Here is a 23,654-nt window from a genome sequence, read left to right on the forward strand (position 1 = left end):
TGGCGCATGGGGTATCCCGAGAATTACAGCAAAAAATATACGATAAAAAGTGTATATGTCAACATCCTCGATCCTTTATTTCTGGGTGGTGCCTACACCAAGGTTTCAGAAGTCCGCGAGACGGCGCCTTCGGGCTCCGTCCCTTTGATGGTTCTTGCGTCCAGGGGTCAAGGACGGTGGGGCGGGGGGAGCGGTGGAACGGGCGGGGCTTTTGGTTCCGAGTATCGCGGCCGGCTGATGTCAGGCATGGTTTCGTTGGGCCGGGTCCAGGGATACTGCAGGCGCCAGTGGATCACCCGATTCTGGTCCATCAGCAGGGTGAAGGCCTGGCGGGTGGTACGCGCCGCGTTCTGGGGATCCCGGGATAGGGTCTCGAAGTCGATCAGCCAACCCTCGATGTCCGGGCCGATGGCCTGGATCGCACGATCCTTTTCTTCCGACCTGGGCCAGTGGTTCGTGAAGGCGCGATTCCACCGCCCCTTGCCTCGAACCTTCAGCTCCACGATGATCGCGGTGGCGCCCCAGGTGGTCTTGTCCACGACGGTCCGGACGAGGGGGCGGACCTCCTCCAGGGTGGGCTGGGGGCCGCTGTCCAGGGTCACGGGAGTGCCCGCCCTTTCCCCCGAAGCCGGGGCGTCAGGTCGGGGTTCCTGCGAAGGTGCGGCCGGGGCCAGGGGCTCGATGGTCAACAGGATCTGGATCTTTCCGTCGCTGGGGTACCCAGTTCTCGTCCATACGACGAAGTAGACGGTCGTGGGCGTGTCGCTCGTGTTGAGGAAGGCGGCTTCCGGGGTTCCGAGGCCATGGCGGCTGCCCTCGAACGGGGCGCCCCACTTGTTGAGGGCCCGGACCTCGAAATAGGCCAGGCTGGACTCGCTCTGGAGGGTGGCCCTGGCCAGGGACTGGCCGGGCACCTGCACCGCATAGCCCTTCTTCGGCCAGGTGAGCAGCTCGTCCCGGATGAGGACGGGGCACGGGGGGGCCTGGAGGGTCCGGACGGCCGTCCCCGGCAGGATGGACAGGCTCTTCGCATCGACCACCGGGATGGCGATGGGCGCGGGATGGGCTTTCGTGGGAGCAGGATAAAACGTCTCTTTGGCGGGCGGCTGGGCCGGGCCGGGCTGCGTCTCGGAACCTGCCGGAGACGGAGGAGGTGTCATCACCGGCTCCTGGGCGACCGGGAGGGTGCCGGCAGGCCCTGCGGCGCGGGGAAGCGGCATGGACTCGAAGGGTGGAATGACCCGAGGATTCGAGGCAAAGGGATCGTGGGGGATGTCGGCCGCGACCGGCAGTGTCACGGTCCGATGGGACACGGCTTTCTCGATCCGGGTCAGGGCGGCTTCCAGTCGCTCCGCCTGGGCGGGGAGTGATGAGACCAGGGCCAGGGCGGCGACGAGGAGCAGGCTGGGCGTGGCGAAGCGCAGCTGGGGCGGGTCGGCGAGGAGCAGGCGGCGCAGGCGTTCCATGAGATTGCCTCCACTGGCGCGGAGTGCCAGGGACGGGGGCCGGTCGCGGAATTCATCGAGGCGGCTCAGGGTTTCGGCGTAGAAGACGGCGTCACCGCAGGCCAATACGGCGGCATCGTCACAGCAGTGTTCCCGTTCGGTCCGGATCCGGCGGGAGATCCACCACACGGCGGGGTGGAAGAAGAAGAGCACCTCGATCACGCACTGGAGGCCGTTGACGAGGCCATCCAGGCGCTTGATGTGGGCGAGCTCGTGGGCCAGGACCGCCTCGGCGGCCAGGGGATCGAGGTTGGCGAAGAAGCCCAGGGGCAGGAGGATGACCGGGCGCAGGAGGCCCATGCACATGGGGGTTGCCACCCGGGCGGACTCGACGAAGCGCACCGCGCGGCGGAGGGCGGCGCTGCGGACCAGGCGCCCGAGCCAAGGCGGCTCGACGATGGACGTAGCCGCGGCCTTCAGGCGGCGCAGCCAGAGCCATCCACCCACCGTGCGAAGGCTGAAGGCCAGGACACCCGCGACCCATGCGGCCAGGATCCAGGGCAGGTACGGCTGCAGACGGGCCTGCCAGGGGAGGGTGGTCGTCAAGGGTGCGGCTGCGGACGCCACGAGCGGTGTGGAGGGGGCCTCTGGAGAGCCCGGAAGCAGGGCGAAGCTCAGGCCCTGACCCGGAACATGAGGAACCGGCGAGAGCAGCATGAAGGTGGTGATCGCGCTCCCCAGGCAGGCCAGGAGGAAGGCGCAACCCGCCAGATGGCGAAGCTGGGGGGCCCGTCGCTTGAAGAGCGAGAACGCCACCCAGGCCGCCAGGCCCAGCAGGGCGCCCTGCCACAGGAAGTGGAGCAGGGTCCAGGCGAGGCGCTGGGCCGCGGGCGATTCGAGCAGGGGGATCACGGACGCTTCTCCTTGGCCTTGGCCAGCAGCTGGGCGATCTCCTCGCGCTCGTCGGAGTCCAGCTTCCGGCTGGAGAGGGTGGTGGCCATCAGGTCCAGGGCCCTGCCGCCGAAGGCGCGCTCCAGCAGGTCGTCCACCAGGTGCCTCAGGGTGTGCTCCCGGGCCTGGGCGGGACGGTAGATATGGGAGCGCCCCGATTCATCGCGAAGCAGCAGCCCCTTGTCCACCATGGTCTGCATCATCTTCAGCACAGCCGTGTAAGCCAGATCCCTGTCCGCGCCGAGCACTTCGTGGACCTGGCGCACCGTGGCCGGGCCGAGGTCCCACAAAGTCCGGAGGACAGAGAGTTCCACATCGGTAGGGCGGTTCAGGGGGTGTCGCATGGAGTGTCCTGGGATTACACCGGAAAACCTACGATAAAAAGTGTATGTGTCAACCCCGGCTCCGGATTTTCTTTCCGGCGCCGGGGCTGACCTGACTCCAAACGGCGGTCGCAGGCGCTGTTTGGAGCACGGGTGAAGTCAGGGGAACAGATCTACGGAAACATCCGTTGACAATCTACGGACGATGCCGTAGATTCTGGGACATCCCGGAGCCCCCATGTCTGAGCTTCCCCGTCCTTCGGATTTCGAACTGGCCATCCTACGTGTGCTCTGGCGCCTTGGAGCAGGCACGGTCCGGCAGGTCCACGAAGGGCTGAAGCCCGAGCGCCAGCTTGGGTACACCACAGTGCTGAAAACCATGCAGATCATGGCGGAAAAGGGGCTGTTGCTCCGGGACGAGCAGGCTAAGAGCCATGTGTACCGCCCAGCCGAGGAAGCGCAGGAGACCCGCCAGGGCATGGTCCGAGACCTGGTGGATAAAGCCTTTGAGGGATCGGCCCTGCAGCTCCTGGTCCATGCCCTCCATGCCAAGCGGCCTAGCACCAAGGAACTGGACGAGATCCAGGCCCTCATCGAGCAGGCACGCTCGGAACGGGGGCGGAAATGACCTGGATGGCTTCCCCGCTCATGGCTCGTTTGGGGTGGACCCTGATCCATTTCATCTGGGAGGGTGCGCTTCTGGCGGGCCTGTTGGCCATAGCGTTCTGGCTCACCACCGGAAGGTCGCCGCGACTGAGGTACGGGCTCGCATGCCTGGCGCTGACGATGATGGCCGCCTCTCCAGTGGCGACTTGGCAGTGGCTTGGCCATGTGGCGCCCCGTGCGGGGGCGCCACCGATCCGGGCCCTGGCCGAGGGCTCTGGAGCCCACCAGCCCACCGGTCAAATCTCCGCGGTTCCGGAAGTGCCACCGCGTCCAGGGAACCCCGTGGCCTGGTTGCCCATCTGCGTCGCCATCTGGATGGCAGGGGTTGCTCTCTTGAGCCTGCGGCTGGCAGGCCGCTGGGCTTGGCTGCAGTGGCTTCGCCATCGGCCGGAGACTGTGGCAGTCGAGGACGATATCCAGCTCCGGCTCCTGCGGCTGTGTCAGCGCATGCGCCTGGCCAGCAACATCCGGATGCTCCTCTGCAATCGAGTGTCGGGACCCACGGTGATGGGCTGGCTTCGGCCCGTGATCCTCGTCCCGCCCGCTGCTTTGCTTGGGATGCCACCGGACCAGATGGAGCTGGTGCTGGCCCACGAACTGGCCCACATCCTGCGCCATGATTTCGCCATCAACCTCATTCAGTCTTGCATCGAAGTGCTGCTCTTCTACCACCCGGCCGTGTGGTGGGTCTCCGCGAAGATCCGTCAGGAACGGGAGCTGTGCTGCGACGATCTGGCGGTGCGAACGACGGGGGACGCCCTGGACTATGCCGCCGCGCTCACCCGGCTGGAGGCCCTTTGCCGCCCACCGGATCCCCCACGACACGTCGCCCAGGCTCTGGCCGTGGGCGCCATCGGAGGTTCGTTCATGCACCGCATTCGTCGACTTGTTTCACCCATGGCCCCGATCCCCCTGGCTCCACGCGCGGGAGTGGTCGTGGCGCTACTGATCGGTTTTTCCTTCATGCTTCATGCCGCCCGGCCCCAGGAGGCGGTGTCCACCTCTGGAAACGAACTCGTCCTCCGACGGTTCAATGACTCCAGTTCCGACGGCGTGGCCAAGGCCGGTCAGGTCGCCTTCGACGGGGTCCGAGTGCCAGCAGAATTCGGTCTACAGGCGCTTGACCGACTTTCATCCATTCCAGCCAGCGGACCGGTCACAGAGCTTCGATTGCCCATCCCCACAGAACCCAAGCCGGAAATCGGGCCTTATTCTTACAACTTTCCGGCGGTGGACCCTTCCGAACTACGCCTGATTCTTGAAAACCATGCCCAAGAGAAACGGCTGACTCTCCAATCCTGCCCGTTGCATGGGGTGATCATCCGCCGCCTGAATGCTGCAACACCCAAGTTCAGTCCGCTCCCGGGCAAATCCAGGTTGTCTGTTGTCGCGAAGGAGGCTGGTCTAGATCTCGTGGATGCCGCACTCAGGGAATTAGCCGATTTGAAGCCCGCGCCGTTCCTTTTCCAGAGGGTCGAGAAATCAGGTCGGGCACCTTCAATGGGTGATCGGGCGCTCACCATCGAACTCAGTGATGTGAACCCGGACGAGCTCCGCATGGTCCTGGATGCCGAGCGTACGAAACCGGCACCGTCCGCGGGGACAGGCCAAGTGGCCGGGACCGAGCTTTCTCCCCATTTCGTCAGCGGGCAGAGGCCGCCGGAAGGCACGATGTGGCTCCGCCGCTATGACCGCGATTCGGCGGATGACCTCCGTCGCGCAGGAACGATCTACGTCCACGTGAACACGGTCCCGTTCGGAAGCTTGATGCAGGCCTTGAAACAGCTCGACCAGGCGCCGGCGGACCCATCCAAGGGCTATGTGGACCTGGATCTGAAGGCCGATCCTAAGGCCAAGGATCCACATGGCCTTTGGACCTACCTGTTTCTGGGCGTGGACCCCGTAAGGGTCGAGCGTGTGGTTCTGGCCCGGGCCACCTTCCGTTCCCTCAATCCTGAGGACAAGAAACCCGGCACCATCGTCATGCAGCGGATGGCCAGGTTCACCGCCCAGCTCGGCGTGATCCCAGAAGGGCTGAACGTGCAGGTGTGGGCTGGGAATGTCCCGGCGCCGGCAGTGCTGCAGGCCCTCCAACAGCTGTTGGCAAGGCAGCCGGAGGCCGGGATCCCGCAGGAAGTCCGGGTGCAGGTGCCTCCGGACGAGCCTGGGGCCCGGATCACCTTGGACCTCAAGGACAAGAACCCCTCCGCGCTCTGGGACGAGTTGAACAAGGTCATCAGGACAGAGAAGCCCTGAGCGGCGGCGAAGCCGCCTATCTCCAAACGGGGCCCGCAGGGCCTCGTTTGGAGCTGGGCTCTCGGAGAATCAAGGATCCTCCCGTACAATGGTCGGTTCGGGAGTCCGCATGCTCGCAGTCCAGAACGTCACCATGCGCTACGGCGCGAAGATCCTCTTCGAGGACGTCACCACCACCTTCAACCCGGGCCGGCGCTACGGCCTGACGGGGCCGAACGGGGCGGGGAAGTCCACGTTCATGAAGATCCTGGCCGGCGAGCTGGAGCAGCAGACGGGCACCGTGCAGCGGCCCCGCAAGATGGGCATCCTCCGCCAGGACCAGTTCGCCTTCGACGCGTTCCGCGTCATCGACACGGTGATCATGGGCAACGCGGGGCTCTGGAAGGCGCTGCAGGAGCGGGACGCCATCTACGAGAAGGCCGAGATGACGGACGAGGACGGCATGCGTGTGGCCGAGCTCGAGGGCATCGTGGCCGACGAGGACGGCTATACCGCCGAGGCCGATGCCGCGGTGCTGCTGGATGGCCTGGGCATCCCCGAGGCGCTCCACGAGCGGAAGATGGGCGAGCTGCAGGGCGGCCAGAAGGTGCGCGTGCTGCTGTCCCAGGCCCTGTTCGGCAACCCCGAGGCCCTGCTCCTGGACGAGCCCACCAACCACCTGGACCTGGACTCCATCCACTGGCTGGAGGAATTCCTGGACCGCTACAAGGGCACGGTGGTGGTGATCTCCCACGACCGCCACTTCCTCAACAACGTCTGCACCCACATCGCCGATATCGACTACCAGACGATCATCCAGTACTCCGGCGGCTACGACGACATGGTCATGGCCAAGATGCAGATCCGCTCGCGCATCGAATCCGAGAACGCCCAGCGCGAGAAGAAGATCGCCCAGCTCAATGAGTTCATCCAGCGCTTCGCGGCGGGCACCCGCAGCAGCCAGGTGAACAGCCGCCGCAAGGAGGTGGAGCGCCTCCAGCCCAGCGACCTGGCGCGCAGCAACATCCAGCGGCCCTTCATCAAGTTCAACCTAGGCAAGCCGGGCGGCCGCTACGCGCTGGAGTTCGAGGGCGTGAAGAAGGGCTACGACACAGCCAAGGACGGGACGGGCGGGCGCCACGAGGTCATCAAGGGCTTCACCGCCATGGTCCAGCGCGGCGAGAAGGTCGCCATCATGGGCCGCAACGGCATCGGCAAGACCACGCTCCTGAACGCGCTGCTGGCCAATGCGCCCCAGGTGACCGAAGGCGGCCTGAAGCTGGACGCGGGCGAGGTGAAGTGGGGCCACGAGGCCAACGTGGGCTACTTCTCGCAGGACTTCGCCGAGAGCATCCCCAAGGGCTACGACCTGGTGACCTGGCTGCACCAGTTCGACCCGGACGCCACCAAGGAGCAGATCCGCGGCGTCATGGGCCAGATGCTCTTCCGCGGCGAAGAGGGCAACAAGATGACGGACGTACTGAGCGGCGGCGAGTCCTGCCGCCTGCTGTTCTGCAAGCTCATGCTGCAGAAGCCCAACATCCTGGTGCTGGACGAGCCCACCAACCACCTGGACCTGGAGGCGGTCATCGCGCTGAACGACGCGCTCCAGCGTTACGAGGGCACCATCCTCTTCGTGACCCACGACGAGGACATCATCGACGAAGTGGCCACCCGCATCTGGCACCTCACGGACGACGGCATCGAGGACTTCCAGGGGACCTACGCCGAGTACATGGCGCCCACAGGAAGGTGAGCCGTCCCCCCCGGGCTCACTCGGGCACGTGGATCCGTTCCTTGATGTGCTTGAGGTTCGCCACGATGGTGAAGGTCATGATGATGAGGAGCGACCAGGAGCTCCACTTGCCCACATGCACCCGGGACCAGGCGCCGAGCTGGTTGGGGTATCTCCAGATGCCCAGGAAGGTGCTGACGTTCTCGGCCAGCCAGATGAAGAAGCCGATGAGCACGAAGGCCAGCAGCAGGGGCATCCTCCGCTCCCGGTCCAGGGGACGGAAGATCACGGTGGCCCGAGCATAGAGGCCCAGCGCGCAGGCGGCCAGGTACCAGCGGACATCGCCGATGAAGTGGTGGGTGAAGAAGTTGGCGTAGACCAGGGTGGCCAGGACCCAGGCCATCCAGTACGGCGGGTGGTGGACCACCCGGACGTGGAGGAGGCGCCAGGCCTGGATGAGGTAGCTGCCGATGGCCGCGTACATGAACCCCGAGAAGAGGGGCACGCCAAGGACCTTGGTGTAGGCGGCGTCCGGATAGGACCAGGACCGTATGCCCTGGGAGGTCTTGAAGGCTTCCAGCGCGAATCCGATCGCGTGGAACAGGGTGATGGCCTTGAGCTCGTCCAGGGTCTCGAGCCGGGACCAGACCATCCATCCCTGGATGCCGAGGGCCACGAGGAGCAGGAGGTCGTAGCGGGGCAGACCCATCAGGCCGCCTCTCGGCATGGAGAACACGGCACCGAAGAAGAGCCCGGCGAAGAGGCAGGCCCGGGCCTCCTTGAGCCCGAAGGACCAGAACTCCGCCAGGAATCGTCTGGGACCCTCCAGGTCAGGCCGATCGGCGGGATGGATCAGGCGCTCGTCCAGCTCTTTCAGATCGGGGAAGCGCAGGCGGGGAAAGTACGAGGAGGGCATGAGGATCGGGCTCGGCTGATGGACCTTGAACCATATCAGTTTCCCTGTCGGTCCCAGGAGGCCGGGAGGGGAACGCATGGGGCGATCCCCCTTCCGGGATGGCTTGGCCTCGTGCTTTAGGTCTATCTTGCCTGGTAGCTGTAGAAGCCTATATTGAGACCCATTCCATTCAGTGCTTCCGGCACAGGGGCGTCCAGTGACACTCAAGCAAGGCACGAACGGACCGGCGGCAGGGGGAGGCGATGAGCCCCATCGAGAGAGCCATCCCAGCCCGAGGATGGCGCGCCTGCTGCGGGAGCTGGAGCATTTTAAGCAGGCCCTGGACGAGCATGCCATTGTGGCGGTCACGGACTCGCGAGGCCGGATCACCTACGTGAACGACAAGTTCTGCGCCATCTCCAAGTACGATCGCGAGGAGCTGCTGGGCCAGGACCACCGGATCATCAATTCCGGCCACCACCCCAGGATCTTCATGGCCCGGCTGTGGAAGACGATCCTGGCGGGCAAGGTCTGGAAGGGCGAGATCAAGAACCGCGCGAAGGACGGATCCTTCTACTGGGTGGACACCACCATCGTCCCCTTCCTGGACGAGCACAACCGACCCGAACGGTTCGTGGCCATCCGAGCGGACATCACCCAGCGGAAGGAGGCCGAGGAGGCCCTGCGGCAGTCTCAGAAGCTGGAGAGCCTGGGCGTCCTCTCCGGCGGCATCGCCCACGACTTCAACAACCTGCTCACCACCATCCTGGGCAACGCCAACCTCGGCGCCATGCACCTGCCGCCGGAGAGCCCGGCGCTGCCCTACCTCCACCAGATCGAGCAGGCCACCCTGAAGGCCGCGGACCTCACGCGCCAGCTCCTGGCCTATGCCGGCAAGGGCCGCCTGCAGGTCATCGATGTGGACCTGAATCGCCTGGTGACGGAGATGACCCAGCTGCTTGCGGTTTCCATCTCCAAGAAGGCCGTGGTGCGCTACGACCTGGCGCCGGACCTGCCCCGCATCTCCGGGGACCCCTCCCAGATGCAGCAGCTCGTCATGAACCTGGTCACCAACGCCTCGGAGGCCATCGGCGAGGAGGTCAGTGGCCTCATCACGCTGCGGACGGGCCTGCAGGCGGTGGACGAAGCCACCAATGTGGGCCTGCTGCCGGCCCTGCCGCTCTCCCCGGGCCACTACGTGACCCTGGAGGTGAGCGACACCGGCTGCGGCATGTCCGCCGAGGTGCGGGAGCGCATCTTCGATCCCTTCTTCACCACCAAGTTCACGGGCCGGGGGCTGGGGCTCTCCGCCATGCTGGGCATCCTCCGCAGCCACCACGGCAGCCTCAAGGTCTACAGCGAGGTGGGCCGGGGCTCGGTCTTCAAGCTCTTCTTCCCGGCCCATGTCCAGGGTGAGGAGCACCGGCCGCCTCGGCTCATCGGTCCGGGATGGCGGGGCCGGGGCCTGTTGTTGGTGGTGGATGACGAGCCGGCGGCCCGGGCGGTGGCGCGGGAGCTGGCGGAGGCCTACGGGTTCCAGGCGCTGGAGGCGGCGGATGGCCAGGAGGCCCTGGGGCTCTTCGAGCTCCGGCACCAGGAGCTGGCCGGGGTGCTGATGGACCTGACCATGCCCCACCTGGACGGGCGACGGGCCTTCCTCCGCATGCACGAGATCGATCCCCGGGTGCCCGTGGTGCTCACCAGCGGCTACAGCGAGGAGGACGTGGTGGCGGACTTCCTGGGCCGGGGTCTCGCGGGGTTCCTGGCCAAGCCCTATCAGAGCGGGCAGTTCCAGGCGGTGATCCGGCGCGCGGTGGAGGGGCGTCAGTCCTGAGCGCCCTCTCGGGCCAGGAGGAGACGCAGCGCCTCCTCGGCGACCTTCATCCCCACGATGGCGGGCATGTACGAGATGGTGCCCACGGGTCGGCGCTGGCGACCGGGGCCGCGATGGGGCTCGATGTCGACGGGGTTGGCGGGGCGCTTGTTGTCGGCGGGTTCCAGCGAGTAGACGCAGCGGATGCCCTGGGTGATGCCCACCTTGCGGAGCTCCTTGCGCACCCGCGCCGCCAGCGGGCAGAGGCGCGTGTGGCTGAGGTCGCCCACGCGGACCTGGCTGCTGTCCGTGCGCCCGCCGGCGCCCATGGCCGAGATGATGGGCAGGCCCTGCTCGTGCGCGGTGCGCATGAGGGCCACCTTGCAGGACATGGAGTCGATGGCGTCGATCATCACGTCGGGCCTTGGCGTGAGCAGCTCCGGCAGCGTGTCCGTGTGGATGAAGGTGATGCGGGCTTCCACGTCGCAGTCGGGATTGATGTCCCGCACCCGGGCGGCGGCCACCTCGGCCTTGGGCTGGCCGATCGTGGAGCGCAGGGCGAAGAGCTGGCGGTTGAGGTTGCTGGGGCCGACCACGTCGTGGTCCACCAGGCGCAGGTGCCCCACGCCCGCGCGGGCCAGGGCCTCCACGGCGAAGGAGCCCACGCCACCCAGGCCGAAGACCGTCACGCGTGCCGCGCGCAGCCGATCCAGGGCCGCTTCTCCGAGCAGCAGTTCACTCCGGGAATACCACCTCATGCCATGAGCTCCTTGAAACACTGGCCCCCATTCTCCCAGGCCAGGAGCTCGAGATCCGTCACGCTGATCCCGCGGATCGCCGCGGCGGCCTCCATCACCCGCTCCAGCTCCACGCTGCCGTCCGTCTCCAGGAGCAGGCGGGAGGGTGAAGCCGACCGCAGAGCCTCCCGCACGCCTGCCTGTTCGGGCTTCAGGAGGGCGCCGGAAAACGACAGGAAGACGCCCATGGCCTGGAGCGCCCGGGCGGTCTCCGGGCTTCCGGAGAAGGCATGGACCAGGGCGCCGGCCGGTGGCACCCCTTCCTCCCGGAGCACCTCCAGCAGCGTCCCCCAGGCCTTGACCACGTGGATCGCCACGGGCCGGCGCAGGACACGGGCCAGCCGCAACTGGAGGCGCAGGGCCGATTCCTGTCCGATCCGGTCGGCTTCCTTGCGCGCGAAGTCGAGCCCGCACTCCCCCACGCCGGCGGGATGGGAACGGAGCAGGGACTCCAGCCGCGCCTCCCACCCTTGCGCCGCATCCCTCACGAACCAGGGATGCAGGCCCAGCATCGGGAGAACCTCTGACTGGGAGGCCGCGTGGGCCAGCACCGCGGGCCAATCCGCCTCGCAGGTTCCGCAGACCACGCGTCGGTGGTCCCGGCCGTGCGCCACAGGCTCCGGCGCACCGACCTTCGGCAGGTGGCTGTGGGCATCGAAGAGAGGGGGCATGACGTTCGCTCGGCGGATGGATCGGGCGATCCGGGTTCCTTCCCCCATGATAAGCCGGATCGAGGAGCGTGGATGGAATGATGTCGCTGCATCGGTGCAGCCGGATTGAAGATGGATTGTCAAAAACATGGCATAAATTGCTCTGCCCCCGGGGCGGCTTTGGTCCGGGCACCTGTGCCGGGGGAGCTCCCGCCGCGTCCAGGTCTCTGGAACCCGCGGAGGCTACTTGGGCTTGAACGCCTCATTGGTGATCAGCGTCCCCAGCTCCTCTTTGATGACGGCAGGTATCTTCGGATCCCGCTTCCAGGCCTCCACGAAGTCCGCCACGAGCCCATGGTTCCGCACGAAGGAGCCGAGGGACCAGCCGCCCGCCCCATAGGCCAGCCCATGAAGGAGACCCGGCGTGATGCCCTCGATCTTCTTTCCGGATCTGCGCAGGTCCAGGACCGCCTTGCCTTCCTCCCGCCAGGCCAGGGTGTCCGCGATGGCGCGGACGGGCTTCTGGTCCCCCGTGGCGAGGAAGATGCTCCACAGCATGTCCATGCGGGTGGTGATCTGGTACGGGTCGTCCAGGTTGACGCTGAAATCGTACGGGTCCGGGAGGCTCACCGCCTGGGTCCGCACATGCTGGAAGGCCTGGTGGTCCTCCACGGGGAGGGTCGTGAGGCAGGAAGACAAGTCGTAGCCGGCCTCACTCAGCAGGAGAAGGGCATAGATGCGCGTGACGCGGTCCTCGCGGGAGAGCCGCCGCATCAGGTCCTGCGCGGCCAGCGGGGAGGACTTCAGGACCTGGACGTAGAACGTGATCACGTTGGGCCGCGGGCCGGATTTGTCATCCTTGGACAGCCTCAACGCGTGCAGGAGGCGGAAGGGTTCTGGAGCCTGGTAGTACGTCATCGTCCACGCGCCGGCCTCCTCCTGGTCCCGGAAGGCCCCCTCCTTGACCGCCCGGTCGGAGGACCAGATCTCCAGATGGGCGGCTTTGAGCTGCGTGACCTTCCCCCCCGGGGTGGTCACGGTGCCTTGGATGATCGCGTCACCGTCCCTGGCCTCGGCGGGAACCGGCCAGTCAAGGTCGAAGAGCGCGAGGCTCACCATGGACAAGGCATCTTCCAGGCCCTTCGTTTCGAGCTTGGCCTGCTCCATCACGTACTTGGCGAAGTCGGCCCCTTCGGCTTTGATGCCCCGGATCTGCGACGGATGGAGGCCGTTGAAGGTCGTCGCGGAACCCCCGAACGTCACGGTGAAGGCATAGGTCCCCTCCTTCAGCAGCACGTCGCGGTCCGAACCCCGGGCCCCGATGGCCAGGGTCAGGTGCTGCCCCGGGTAGGCCCGGGCGCGCGGTTTCGGCGCGTTCACCGTAGGCAGCAGTCCCGTCCAGTGATCGGCAGTCTCCGCCCCAAGGATCCAGGGTGTCGTGATGAGCTCCGTCGGAACCGGCTTGTTCTGGACCGGCTTGCCGGGGATTGCCCGGGTCGCCTGCGCGGCGAGCCCTACCGGGCATCCGAACAGCAGGATCAAGGCGAGGAAAGGGATCTTGGCGCGCGGCACGGGAGGTCCTGTGAGTCGGGGGTATGGGATGAGCCTACCCCGAATCCCTCCATGCCTCCGTCTGCGTCGGGAGACCCGGGTGCCGCCATGGCGTCAGCCCGGGGAGTGGGGCGCCACAACATGGGCACAACTGCTAGACTGGGAGCCTCGCAAACCCGCGTGGGTCCCGTAGCTCAGCTGGATAGAGCAGCTCCCTCCTAAGGAGCAGGTCGTGCGTTCGAATCGCATCGGGGCCACCATTCTTGCCAGGGCCCGCCCAGGGCATTCCGAAAGTGAGCAGAAGCACCTGTGGAGCTTCTGCTCGAATGTCAGGACGGCGGCGGAAGCCCTGCCCGATCACCGGATGGGGGCGTAGGCCAGCCCTCCGCCGGGGGCCAGGAAGACGGCCTCGTGATCGAGGAGGCCCACCAGCCGGTGTCCCTCGGGCAGCTCGGTCGGGATCCACTCCAGGGCGCCGTTGAGCAGGTCGAAGCGGGCGAGCACGAGGCCCTTGGATTCGGGGGCGCCGCAGGACTTGATCTGGCTGGGCGTGAAGACGCTGAAGATCACGTCCTTGCCCGCCCAGGACAGCATGGGGCCGCGGCCCACAGAGCCCAGCAAGGCGCGGCCGGGCAGGGCCTCGTGGCAGGTGAAGAAGGTCTGGCCGGGCTCCTTGGGGCCCCGGGCGGGATCGAGGACCGTGAAGGCCAGGCTGGCGCCCTCCGCGAGGTACACCGTCCCGTCCGTTCCCAGAGCCATGCGGTTGAGCGGGACCAGCAGCGGCTGGGCCGCGGCATCCCTCACCTGGGATCGGTCGCCGTAGGACCAGAGCACCGCGCCGGTCCTCAGGTCGCGCTTCTCGAGGTAGGGCTTCAGGGTCCGGTAGAGGACGAGGATGCCCTCGCGGCCCACGGCCATGTCCTCGATGGCGGCGGGAACCGCCAAGGCGTTCTCGATCTGGCCGTCCTTGTTGAGGATGACCAGGCGGCCGTCGCAGGCCATCCAGGTCCGGCTGTAGGAGTCGATGACCCAGCGCTCGGGCACGGCCTCGCAGGCGGTCTCCGGGGCCGGTTGCGGGGCCGGCTTCGTGGACGCGGCGTGGGGCCGCTGGCGCTGCGGAATTCCGTAGAGGAGGGCGCCGGCCGCGTCATAGTCGGTGGCGGCGCGGCCGCTCTCGACCGGCGCCGGTTTCGGCGCCGCGGCGACTTTCCTGACTTCGGGAAGGGTGACCTGGAGCGTGGACAGGAGGCCGTTCCCCTTCATCCAGGAACGCAGGGAGCGGGTGGGCGGGTCGAAGAAGACCAGCGAGCCGTCGACTTCCTGGAAGGCCCATCCTCCCGTCGCGCGGGCGGGATCCCAGCCCTGGGCCGAAGCCCGGGCCTGGGCGTCCAGGGGAACGGGGCCGCAGAGGGCCAGCGTGGCAAAGAGTGTCAGAAGGCGGAGTCTCATAAATTACCTGCCTATATTTTATTATGCCCATTCGCGACTTCAGTCAAACCCATCTCCCTGTGACGGAGCGCACGATTTATTCCAAAGACCTTCAGATCTGTTGAGAGACCCAGACAGGCCCCGGTATCCCGCACTTCTTGCGATGATGGAGGTTTCCCGAGGGGCTGACGTGACGCGATCCCGGCTGAAGGATGAAGTCTTCATGAACATGGCACTGGAACTGAGCCGCCTGGGAACCTGCTGCCGCCTGCAGGTGGGCGCGGTCCTGCTGCGGGGCGATGGCGGCATCGCGGCGGCGGGCTTCAACGGGGCGCTGCCCGGCATGCCGCATTGCACGCCGGACACCTGCAAGCCAGGCCAGCGATGCCTGCATACCAGCCACGCGGAGGAGAACGCCCTGGGGTTCTGCGACGGCCCCGTGGCCACGGCCTACGTCACCCACGAGCCCTGTCTCACCTGCTGCCGCGCCCTGGTGCGTCGCGGCGTGCGCCGGGTGGTGTTCCGCCATCCCTACGCGAGCATCGCCGAGCAGGAACGCGTCGAGCGCCAGCACATCCTCGAACACTTCGGCGTGAAGTGGGAACAGCACGGCCAGCCTTGAACTCCAGGGCAGGCGGCGCATACTGCTGAGCGCCCCTTCCTTCAGGAGACAAGCTGGTGACCGGAACCCCCATCCGCCTGCGGGTGAATGGCCGCGACGTCGCGACGCAGCCGGGGACCACGCTGCTGGAGGCCTGTCGGCAACACGGCATTGAGATCCCCACCCTCTGTTCGGACCCGCGGCTGAAGCCAGCCTCCAGCTGCCGGCTGTGCGAGGTCGAGGTGGAAGGCCGCGACCGCCCGCCCTGCGCCTGCGCCACCCTGGCCGAGGAAGGCATGGTGGTGGAGACCCACACGCCCGCCCTGGAGGATTTCCGCCGGGCCATGCTGGCGCGCCTGGCCGGGCGCATCCCCGTGGAGGACCCGGCGCGCCTGGCGGGGAAGCCCTTCCGGAAGCTGCTGGACGCCTATGGCGTGGCGCCATCGGGCGCGCGCAGGCCCGGGGCGAGGCATCCGGAGCATCCCTACCTGGACGTGGACCTGTCCTGGTGCGTGGCCTGCGGCCGATGCGTGCGAATCTGCGACGAGGTGCAGGGGCAGAACATCTGGACGTTCACGGGGCGCGGCGGGGACCTGGCCTTGGCGCCGGAACTGTCGCCCGGCCTGCGGGAGAGCGCCTGCGTGAGCTGCGGCGCCTGCGCCGACACCTGCCCCACGGGGGCCATCGAGGATGTCTCCCGCCTGGCCGCGGGGCTTCCGGACCACTGGGTGCGCACCACCTGCCCCTACTGCGGCACCGGCTGCGAGCTGGACGTGGGCGTGGCGGAGGGACGCATCACCGAGGTCCGCCCGGTGATCGCCTCGCCGGTGAGCCGGGGGCACCTCTGCGTGAAGGGGCGCTACGGCTGGGGCTTCAACGAGGCGCCGGACCGGATCACCGAGCCCATGCTCCGACGCCACGGCGTCTGGGAGACCGTGAGCTGGGAGGAGGCGCTGGAGGCCGCCGCCTCCGCGCTCCGGGCCGCGCAGGCCTCGGGCGGGCCGGAAGCCGTGGGCGTGCTGGCCTCCAGCCGCGCCACCAACGAGGAGAACTATCTGGCGCAGAAGTTCGCGCGCGTGGCGCTGGGCACCCACAACGTGGACTGCTGCGCCCGCGTCTGCCACGCCCCCAGCGCCGCGGGCCTGGGCCAGGCCTTCGGCACGGGGGCGGCCACCAACAGCTATGCCGACATCGAGCGGGCCGGCCTGCTGATGGTGGTGGGCGCCAATCCCACGGAGAACCACCCCATCGTCGGCGCCCGCATCCGCCAGCGCGCGCGGACGGACGTGCCGCTCATCGTGATCGATCCCCGCCGCACCGAGCTGGCCGCGATGGCCACGCACCATCTGGCCCCGCGGCCCGGCACGAACCTGCCCCTCCTGCAGGCCATGGCGAACGTGATCCTTCTCGAGGGCCTCGCGGACATGGCCTTCCTGGGGGCCCGCACCCGCAACCTGGAGGCCTACGCCGATTCGCTTCGTGCGTGGACTCCGGAGCGGGCGGGCGCTCTGTGCGGGATCGAGCCGGAGGCCATCCGGCGCGCGGCCAGGCTGTACGCCACTGCCAGACCCGCCATGATCTTCCACGGCCTGGGCGTCACCGAGCACCGGCAGGGCACGGATGGGGTGGCGGCCCTAGCCCACCTCGCGCTGCTCACGGGGAACGTGGGCATTCCAGGTGGCGGGGTCAACCCCCTGCGGGGCCAGAACAACGTCCAGGGCAGCGCCCAGATGGGCTGCGAGCCCTCCCGCCTGACGGGCTACCAGAAGCTGGAGCAGGCGAAGGAAGTCCACGCGCAGGTCTGGGGCGCCGACCTGCCGCAGGCGCCGGGTCTCAACGCCCTGCAGATGATCGACGCAGCGGGGGAGGGTCGGCTGAGGGCCCTGCTGGTGATCGGCTATGACCCGCTGCTGAGCCATCCCGGGGCGCGGGAGACCGCCGAGAACCTGAATGGGCTGGAGGCCCTCATCGTGGTGGACCTCTTCCTCACGGAGACGGCCAAGGCCTTCGGCACGGTCTTCCTGCCCGCCGCCAGCCCCTTCGAGAAGGAGGGCACCTTCATGAACGGGGAACGGCGCGTCCAGCGGGTCCGCCGGGTACTGCCGCCGAAGGGGAACAGCCGCACGGACCAGGCGATCCTGGCCGCCCTGGCGGAACGGCTGGGCGCCGCTCCGCAGTTCGCGCATCCAGATGCGGCGGCCGTGTGGGAGGAGGCGCGCCAGGTCTGGCCGGCCATCACGGGGATCAGCCATGCGCGGCTGGACCGTGAAGGAGGTCTCCAGTGGCCCTGCCCGGCCGAGGACCACCCCGGCACGCCGGTGCTTCACGCGGGGTCCTTCCCCGAAGGCCGCGCCTCCTTCCGCCCCCTGGCATGGACCCCTTCGCCGGAGGCTCCGGACCGCGAGTTCCCCTTCCTGCTGAACACGGGCCGCAGCCTGTTCCACTTCAATGCCGCCACCATGACGGGGCGGACCCGGAACCACGAGCTTCGGGCGGACGATGAGCTGGAACTCCACCCCGACGACGCCGCGGAGCTGGGGCTTTCGGCGGGGGATCCGGTGCAGGTGCGGAGCCGCCATGGGGCCTTCACCCTTCGCGTCCGCCCCACGGACCGGGTGCGGCGGGGCGAGCCCTTCGCCACCTTCCACGCAGTGGCCGCCTACGTGAACCTGGCCACGGGCCCGGGCCGAGACGCGGTCACGGGGACGCCGGAATACAAGGTCACGGCGGTGAGTCTGCACCCTACCGCCGACTCGAAGGTCCGGTAACCTGGGGCATGCTCAGCCATGCCGCCCAGCCGAACCCGCGCCCCTTCCGCGAGAACCGGGTCCTCCAGGTCCTCTGCCTGCTCTACGCCCTCGTCTGGATCGTGACGGCCATCCGGCCCCTCTATCCCAGCGACTGGCGGATGGAGAACCTGCTGGTGGTCATCGCGGTGATCGGGCTTGCTGGCACCTGCCGTCGTTTCCCCCTGTCGGACCTCAGCTACCTGCTGATCACCGTGTTCCTGGCCCTGCATGCGGTCGGGGCCCACTACACCTACGCCAACGTTCCCCTCGGCTTCTGGATGAAGGCCCACTGGGGCCTGGCGCGGAATCCCTTCGACCGCATCGTCCACTTCAGCTTCGGCCTGCTGATGGCCTACCCCGTCCGCGAGGTGTTCATGCGGGTGGCCCGAACCCGGGGCTTCTGGAACTACTACCTGCCGCTGGATGTGGTGCTGGCGGCCTCCGCCGTCTACGAGATCATCGAGAGCCTCACGGCCCGGCTCGCCGCCCCGGAGCTGGGCGACGCCTTCCTCGGCACCCAGGGGGACATCTGGGACGCCCAGAAGGACATGTCGGCCGCCGCCCTCGGGGCCATCCTCACCATGCTGGTGGTCGCGCTGGTGCGGTGGATGCGCCGGATGCCGGAACCCTCACCCGAACCCGGCGCCTGAGCTGGGGTTCCCGGCGCCCTCTGCGGAGCTCAGATTCCGCCGTGCTCCCAGGAGGGCAGGGGCTTGTTCTCCAGGGCCACTTCGGTGCCGTCGTCCAGGATGAGCACAGGGGGATCCCCCAGCCGGAGGTCGACGATGGTGCGGCCGAGGAGGCGCTCGTGGTGGTCCCGCTGCCAGGGGATGCCCACGGGATAGGTGCGGCGGTAGGCGTCCAGGGGGCCTTCGAGCTGGTGGCAGAGGCGGTGGAGGGCGGCGTCGAAGGCGGCCTCGAAGCCCTTGGGCGGCTCGGGGTCCAGGCCGGCGGCCCGGAGGAAGGCCTCCATGGGCGGGATGTCTCCGGAACCTCCGGCCACCCAGCGCCGGAGGCCGCGCCCATAGGGAGCGGGTCCATCCAGCGCCACGGCCCGGTCCCGGTGGATCCCCAGCCAGAGGGAGACCCGCCCGCAGGCGCCGGCGCCCTCGAAGTCCAGGGGAAGCTGGGCATCGTCATGGAAGACGACAGCACGGAGGGGCAGCCATTCGAAGGTCTCGGCCACCTTGGCGCCCACGGGACCAAGGCTGTCCCGGCGGAGGTCGGCGACGGCTTCCGCGAAGGTCTGGCGCAGGCTGGCCAGGCTGAGGACGCCCTCCGGAAGGCCCTGGGCGTCGAGGGCCAGGGGCGATTCGTGCCAATCCGCGGCGAGGGCCGGCAGCACCTGCTGGAAGAGGATCAGGGCCGGATCCCAGTCCCAGTGGCGGGCGGGCTCGTAGCCCAGCTCGCGGCAGAGGTCGAACCAGGCGCGGTCCGGCGCCGCGGCCCCGGGCAGATAGATGGACCGGCCGTCCAGGAAGATCTCGCAGGCCGGGAGGCCGAGGGCGGACCGCCGGCGGCTCAGGCCCAGCTCATGACGCCCCAGGGTGGCCAGGGTGGTCTCCCGGTACGGATGGTCCTCCTGCCGCAGCACTTTCAGCGGCGCGCCGAGGATCCAGGCGTCCATGGACATCACCACCTCCCGGGGAGGCTAACCTGGGGTCACCATGGCATTCCGTCAATCCCAGAATGGGATTTCATGGTCGAAAATCAATCGACCTTCCGGAGTTCGGTCCCGGGGTAGTAGTGCTGGAGGATCTGCTGGAAAGTGGCGCCCTCCAGGGCCATGCCGTAGGCCCCGGTCTGGCACAGGCCCACGCCGTGGCCCCAGCCGCGCCCGTAGAACACCCAGCGGCGCTGCGTGCCCTGGCCGAGCGTGAGGAACCGGAAGACGTTGTCCTTGAGGCCCAGCAGGCCGCGGATGTGCATGCCCCGCACGCGATGGACCGCACCCTGGGTGTCCACCAGGGTCAGGTCCAGCACCCGGCCCTCCTGGTTGTGCTGGGCCCGGAGCTCGCGGATGCCGGGCACCTTCATGCGCTTGCGCACCAGGGCCAGCAGATCCGCCTCGGTGTACTCCACCCGCCAGTGGGCCGTGGGGCTATAGCGATCCCAGGCGGCGCCGTCGGGATCGAGGCGGCGCACCAGCACGGCGGCCGGTCCGCCGTCGGGGATCCACTTCAGGCGGTCCCCCACCTGGATGTCGGCCTTCGGGACCAGGCGCAGGCTCCCGTCCGGCGCCTCCTCCGCGAGGAGCAGCCGGGGCGAGAGGGCCAGGGGCTCGGGGCCGCCCCGCTTCCGCCGGACCTGGCGGTCCATCAGCAGGCTGCCCTCGCCCAGCGCCAGGGGCTCCAGGTCCTGCCAGATCCGGCCCAGGGCCGCGAGGGCCTGCCGCAGGGTGGGCGGCTCCGGGGCGGCCCAGGCGGCCGCGGGCACCAGGCCGCGCCGGGTGAGGAAGGTGGCCAGGAGGCGATCCGCGGCGGGGAACTCGGAAGGCAGGAAGTAGGCCGCGTCCTGGGGGCGCTCCTGCCCCGCCACCACCTGCTCCAGGCCCAGGGCGCGCGCCAGGGCGAGCATGAGGGGGCGCTGACGGGACAGGGGCGCGGGCTCGAGGCCCAGGCGCCGCTGGAGGGCCAGGACGGGAGCCGCCAGATCGTCCGCGGTGGCGGGGCGGGCCAGGCGCTCGCCGCTCAGCCAGTCCACCGGCACGATGTCCGCGGCCAGCCTCAGCAGGTCCCAGGTGAGCCAGGGCTGCTGGGCCTCCGTCGTCACGGACACGCCGGAGGCAAAGGGCAGGGTGAGGGGTTTGGCGGGATAGCAGGTGGCGGCCTTGAGGTAGGGGGCGTCGCCGCCGAAGACCTCGGACACGTCCACGGTGTGGCCGCCGCAGTTGGCCATGAAGAGGGCCAGGATGGGCTTGCCGCCATAGGTGGCGAAGAGGCCTTCGGTCTCCTGGATGGCCCGGTCCGTGAGGGCCTGCTCGCCGTCGCGTCCGCCGTAGACCTGGTCGGCCACGGTATCGCCCATGTCGAAGCCGTCCGCCGCGCGCTTGCCGCGGTTGGCCACGGCATAGGTGCGGGCAGCCACGGCCTGGGCCTTCAGCGCTTCCAGGCTGGGGAATTCCCAGGCGCCCATCTCCTTGGGCACCACGCCGCGCAGGTAGGTCTCCAGGTCCAGCGTGTTCACGACGGTCAGGCGGCCCTGCGCGTTGGGGAAGATCTCCACCTTGCCGCGGTAGCGGCCCTTGCCGTTGAGGCTGGTGAGCTCGCCCGCGGGTTTCAGCCACACGCCGCCCAGGGGCAGGGCTCGCCGCTCGTAGCGCTCGGTGACGGCGTAGAGGGCGCGACCCTTGCGCGGCTGGGCGCTCCGGGATTCCGTGGCCACCCACAGCTCCTCGAAGCCCAGGTCCTGGAGCTTCTGGAGCAGGGGCTCGGCCTTGACGGCCTCGGGGAAGTGCCCCACCAGCACACGCCAGGTGTCGGCGTCCGGCACCTTCACGCGATCCGACGGCTCCCCCAGCTTCCGGAGGTGGGCCATCAGGGCCGCGGCGTCGTCAGCACCGAGAGGCCGGCCCACCTGGATGCGGTACTCGCTGGTGGGGTCCGAGACCCCCCGGCTGTCCCACCAGATACGGACCTTCTCGTCCGGCGCCAGCCGCAGGACCGGCTTCCCCGCGCGGTCGCAGATCTGGCCGCCGCCCTCCAGGGACACGATCCATTCCGTGGCCTGGGTGTCGAGCCCGATCTTCAGCGGGGGCTGGGCGGCGGGGGCGGAGACGAGCGGCAGGACCAGGGCGGGGACGAGGAAGGGCTTCATCCGCCGCATTGTCCCACGAAACGGGAGAGGGCCTGCCAGCGCCTGGCCCGCAGCGCCTCCATGTCGAGCATCGTTCCGGCCGGCCCGCCGCGGTGGAGCAGGAGGGCGAGGCAGGTCCGGTCCGCGGGCCGGTAGAAGAGGGCGGGGCCCGTGTAGCCCAGGTGGAACCACCAGCCTGAGGGAGGGCCCGGCTCGGGTTCGAGGGGCGGCGCCGGGGTCGGCATGTCCAGCGCCGGATCCTCGATCACATGGAGGCCCACATCAGCGGGAATTCTGGACAGCAACTGTCCGAACCGGCCTCCGCCCGAGAAGAGCGCCTGGAGGCCCAGGCTCCAGCGGGATCCGTTCTCTCCATTGGTGGTCCCGACCGCCATGCGTTCGGGCCAGCCCGCGGCCACCCAGCGCGCCAGGGCCGCTTCCAACTGTGGCGCGGTGGCGCCGAACCCAGCGTGGCCGGGCATGCCCGCCCGGGCGTTGGCGTCCTGGGGCAGGCACGGATCCCGCGGGGGCAGGGGATGATCCGTGGCCAGCCGCCAGGCCTCGGCGTCGGGGGCGTCCGGCAGCTCGATGGGCGCGTCACGCCAGGGGGCGGGTGACAGGCCCGACGTCGCGCCGAGCCTCCGGAAGGAAACGCGAGTCTCGGCCTCCACCAGCTCCGCCAGCAGGCGGTAGTTCAGGTCCGAGTAGGTGGCCAGTCCCGGCGTGGCGGGGCGGAGCAGGGGATGGTCCGGCACGGGGCGCCGCAGCTGGGCGGCCAGGGGCTCGCCCGTGAAGGGCCGCCAGGGCGGCAGGCCGGAGCTGTGTGACAGCAGCTGCCGCGCCGTGAGCGGCGTGTCGCGGTCCTGGAAGCCCAGGGCCCAGCGCCGGTCCGCGTCCAGATCCAGGAAGGCCAGCGCCAGCGGTGCCGTCACCAGGGGCTTGGCGAGGGAGGCGAGGTCGTAGAACCCGCTCACGCTTGCCGGATCTCCGCCAGGCTCTTGGCCACGGCCTTCTGCACCTGGTCGGCCACGCGCATGGCCTCCTGGCCTTCCTCCCAGGTGACGCCCTCCTGGCCCCGGCCCAGGCAGGCGGCGTGGAAGGCTTCGATCTCCAGGCGGAGGGGCTCGCCCTCCTCGATGCTGGCGGTCTCCGGCCGCACCTCGGGGCCGTCCGGGCCCATGACCAGGCGCAGCAGCTCCAGCTTCTGGGCGGCGAAGTCGAGGCTGGCGTACTCCTTGTCGCCGAAGGCGCGGAGGGTGCGCTCCTTCTTGCGGGCCACGCGGCTGGCGGTGACGGTGGCGAAGGCGCCGCCCTCGAACTTCAGGCGGGCGTTCACCAGGTCGGCGTAGGGCGTCAGCACCGGCACGCCCACGGCCACCACATCCACCACAGGACGCCCCACCAGGGCGCGCAGCAGGTCGAGGTCATGGATCATCACGTCCATGATCACGTCCACCTCCAGGCTGCGGGCCGGGAAGGGCGAGACGCGCACGGCCTCCAGAAAGCGGGGCTTGAAGCCTCGGTCGCGCAGGGCCGCCACGGCGGGATTGAATCGCTCCAGGTGTCCCACCTGGGCCACGAGGCCGGGCCGGGCGGTCCGGGCCTCGGCCAGGGTCGTCAGCAGGGCCGCGCCCTCCTCCAGAGAGGCGGCCAGGGGCTTCTCCATCAGGACGTGCTTGCCGGCCTTGAGGGCCTGGGCGCCGAGGGCATGGTGGAAGCCCGTGGGCGCGGCGATCTGGACGGCGTCCACCTCCGCGAGCACCTGATCCAGCGAGGCGGCCCAGGGCGCGCCGAATTTTCCCGCAATCTCCGGGCCCCGGACCGGATCAGGATCCACCACGGCGGTCAGCACGGCGTCCGGCGCGGCCGCGGCGATCCTCGCATGGTGCTGGCCCAGGTGTCCCACACCGACGACGGCGACGCGCAGCTTGGACATGACAGCCTCCTGACCAATCGAGCCTAGCAGGGCTGCTACCCTGG

18 protein-coding genes and 1 tRNA gene are annotated in these 23,654 nt (G+C 68.8%); 8 read left to right on the top strand and 11 right to left on the bottom strand.

The window, feature by feature from the left end; translation table 11 throughout:
• Positions 1-167 precede the first annotated feature (167 nt).
• Together ML539_RS12210 and ML539_RS12215 are read right to left on the bottom strand one after the other, a co-directional pair.
• Positions 168-2,357, bottom strand: a complete 2,190-nt coding sequence (locus ML539_RS12210; protein ID WP_243324228.1) for a M56 family metallopeptidase — start codon at positions 2,355-2,357, stop codon at positions 168-170.
• Positions 2,354-2,740 carry a BlaI/MecI/CopY family transcriptional regulator gene (locus tag ML539_RS12215; protein WP_243324231.1) on the bottom strand — a complete coding sequence of 129 codons (387 nt, stop codon included), beginning with the start codon at positions 2,738-2,740 and terminating at the stop codon, positions 2,354-2,356. The genes ML539_RS12210 and ML539_RS12215 overlap by 4 nt, the downstream gene beginning before the upstream one ends.
• A gap of 217 nt (positions 2,741-2,957) precedes the next feature.
• On the opposite strand from ML539_RS12215, the gene ML539_RS12220 reads away from it, so the two are divergent.
• The 3 genes from ML539_RS12220 to ML539_RS15570 all read left to right on the top strand — a co-directional run bounded on the left by ML539_RS12220 (position 2,958) and on the right by ML539_RS15570 (position 7,376).
• Positions 2,958-3,347, top strand: coding sequence for a BlaI/MecI/CopY family transcriptional regulator (locus ML539_RS12220; protein ID WP_243324233.1), 390 nt, complete (start codon positions 2,958-2,960; stop codon positions 3,345-3,347).
• Positions 3,348-3,667: 320 nt separating this feature from the next.
• Positions 3,668-5,641 (top strand): M56 family metallopeptidase, encoded by a 1,974-nt coding sequence (locus tag ML539_RS12225; RefSeq protein WP_243324235.1) that lies wholly within the window; start codon positions 3,668-3,670, stop codon positions 5,639-5,641.
• Between the two features lie 109 nt (positions 5,642-5,750).
• Entirely contained in the window at positions 5,751-7,376 is a 1,626-nt protein-coding gene (locus tag ML539_RS15570; RefSeq protein WP_279341641.1) for an ATP-binding cassette domain-containing protein, read from the top strand.
• A gap of 16 nt (positions 7,377-7,392) precedes the next feature.
• On the opposite strand, the gene ML539_RS12240 is transcribed toward ML539_RS15570, so the two are convergent.
• Positions 7,393-8,271 carry a DUF817 domain-containing protein gene (locus ML539_RS12240; protein ID WP_243324237.1) on the bottom strand — a complete coding sequence of 293 codons (879 nt, stop codon included), beginning with the start codon at positions 8,269-8,271 and terminating at the stop codon, positions 7,393-7,395.
• A 277-nt stretch (positions 8,272-8,548) separates the two neighbouring features.
• Between ML539_RS12240 and ML539_RS12245 the strand changes: the two genes are divergently transcribed.
• Positions 8,549-10,084, top strand: a complete 1,536-nt coding sequence (locus tag ML539_RS12245) for a PAS domain S-box protein (RefSeq protein WP_243324239.1) — start codon at positions 8,549-8,551, stop codon at positions 10,082-10,084.
• Here the strand turns inward: ML539_RS12245 and ML539_RS12250 are convergent.
• The 3 genes from ML539_RS12250 to ML539_RS12260 form a co-directional block, all read right to left on the bottom strand.
• Positions 10,075-10,821: a tRNA threonylcarbamoyladenosine dehydratase gene (locus ML539_RS12250; RefSeq protein WP_243324241.1), complete on the bottom strand. Its 747-nt coding sequence runs from the start codon at positions 10,819-10,821 to the stop codon at positions 10,075-10,077. The two genes, ML539_RS12245 and ML539_RS12250, sit on opposite strands and share 10 nt — an antisense overlap.
• Positions 10,818-11,531, bottom strand: coding sequence for a TatD family hydrolase (locus tag ML539_RS12255; protein ID WP_243324242.1), 714 nt, complete (start codon positions 11,529-11,531; stop codon positions 10,818-10,820). The genes ML539_RS12250 and ML539_RS12255 overlap by 4 nt, the downstream gene beginning before the upstream one ends.
• 222 nt (positions 11,532-11,753) lie before the next feature.
• The gene (locus ML539_RS12260) at positions 11,754-13,082 is read right to left on the bottom strand and encodes a hypothetical protein (protein ID WP_243324244.1); all 1,329 of its coding nucleotides are present in this window, start codon (positions 13,080-13,082) and stop codon (positions 11,754-11,756) included.
• 162 nt (positions 13,083-13,244) lie between these two features.
• Here ML539_RS12260 and ML539_RS12265 point away from each other — a divergent pair.
• A tRNA-Arg gene (locus ML539_RS12265) sits at positions 13,245-13,321 on the top strand.
• Between the two features lie 97 nt (positions 13,322-13,418).
• Here ML539_RS12265 and ML539_RS12270 read toward each other — a convergent pair.
• Positions 13,419-14,510: a hypothetical protein gene (locus ML539_RS12270; RefSeq protein WP_243324247.1), complete on the bottom strand. Its 1,092-nt coding sequence runs from the start codon at positions 14,508-14,510 to the stop codon at positions 13,419-13,421.
• A gap of 169 nt (positions 14,511-14,679) precedes the next feature.
• Here ML539_RS12270 and ML539_RS12275 point away from each other — a divergent pair, with 169 nt between their 5' ends.
• From ML539_RS12275 to ML539_RS12285, 3 genes are read left to right on the top strand one after another with little or no spacing between them, the layout of a single operon-like run.
• Complete coding sequence (locus ML539_RS12275) at positions 14,680-15,111, top strand: deaminase (RefSeq protein WP_243324249.1); 432 nt, start codon at positions 14,680-14,682, stop codon at positions 15,109-15,111.
• A gap of 56 nt (positions 15,112-15,167) precedes the next feature.
• Positions 15,168-17,858: a formate dehydrogenase subunit alpha gene (fdhF, locus tag ML539_RS12280; RefSeq protein WP_243324251.1), complete on the top strand. Its 2,691-nt coding sequence runs from the start codon at positions 15,168-15,170 to the stop codon at positions 17,856-17,858.
• Positions 17,859-17,866: 8 nt separating this feature from the next.
• Positions 17,867-18,529 (top strand): DUF2238 domain-containing protein, encoded by a 663-nt coding sequence (locus tag ML539_RS12285; protein WP_243324253.1) that lies wholly within the window; start codon positions 17,867-17,869, stop codon positions 18,527-18,529.
• Between the two features lie 29 nt (positions 18,530-18,558).
• On the opposite strand, the gene ML539_RS12290 is transcribed toward ML539_RS12285, so the two are convergent.
• The 4 genes from ML539_RS12290 to ML539_RS12305 all read right to left on the bottom strand — a co-directional run bounded on the left by ML539_RS12290 (position 18,559) and on the right by ML539_RS12305 (position 23,610).
• Positions 18,559-19,512, bottom strand: coding sequence for a hypothetical protein (locus tag ML539_RS12290; protein ID WP_243324255.1), 954 nt, complete (start codon positions 19,510-19,512; stop codon positions 18,559-18,561).
• 77 nt (positions 19,513-19,589) lie between these two features.
• Positions 19,590-21,695, bottom strand: a complete 2,106-nt coding sequence (locus ML539_RS12295; protein WP_243324256.1) for a SpoIID/LytB domain-containing protein — start codon at positions 21,693-21,695, stop codon at positions 19,590-19,592.
• Positions 21,692-22,648 carry a serine hydrolase domain-containing protein gene (locus ML539_RS12300; RefSeq protein WP_243324258.1) on the bottom strand — a complete coding sequence of 319 codons (957 nt, stop codon included), beginning with the start codon at positions 22,646-22,648 and terminating at the stop codon, positions 21,692-21,694. Before ML539_RS12300 ends, ML539_RS12295 begins: the two co-directional genes overlap by 4 nt.
• The gene (locus tag ML539_RS12305) at positions 22,645-23,610 is read right to left on the bottom strand and encodes a Gfo/Idh/MocA family oxidoreductase (protein ID WP_243324260.1); all 966 of its coding nucleotides are present in this window, start codon (positions 23,608-23,610) and stop codon (positions 22,645-22,647) included. The genes ML539_RS12300 and ML539_RS12305 overlap by 4 nt, the downstream gene beginning before the upstream one ends.
• Positions 23,611-23,654 lie beyond the last annotated feature (44 nt).

It is taken from the genome of Geothrix sp. SG200, assembly GCF_022808935.1.
In the GTDB taxonomy this organism is placed as follows: domain Bacteria; phylum Acidobacteriota; class Holophagae; order Holophagales; family Holophagaceae; genus Geothrix; species Geothrix alkalitolerans.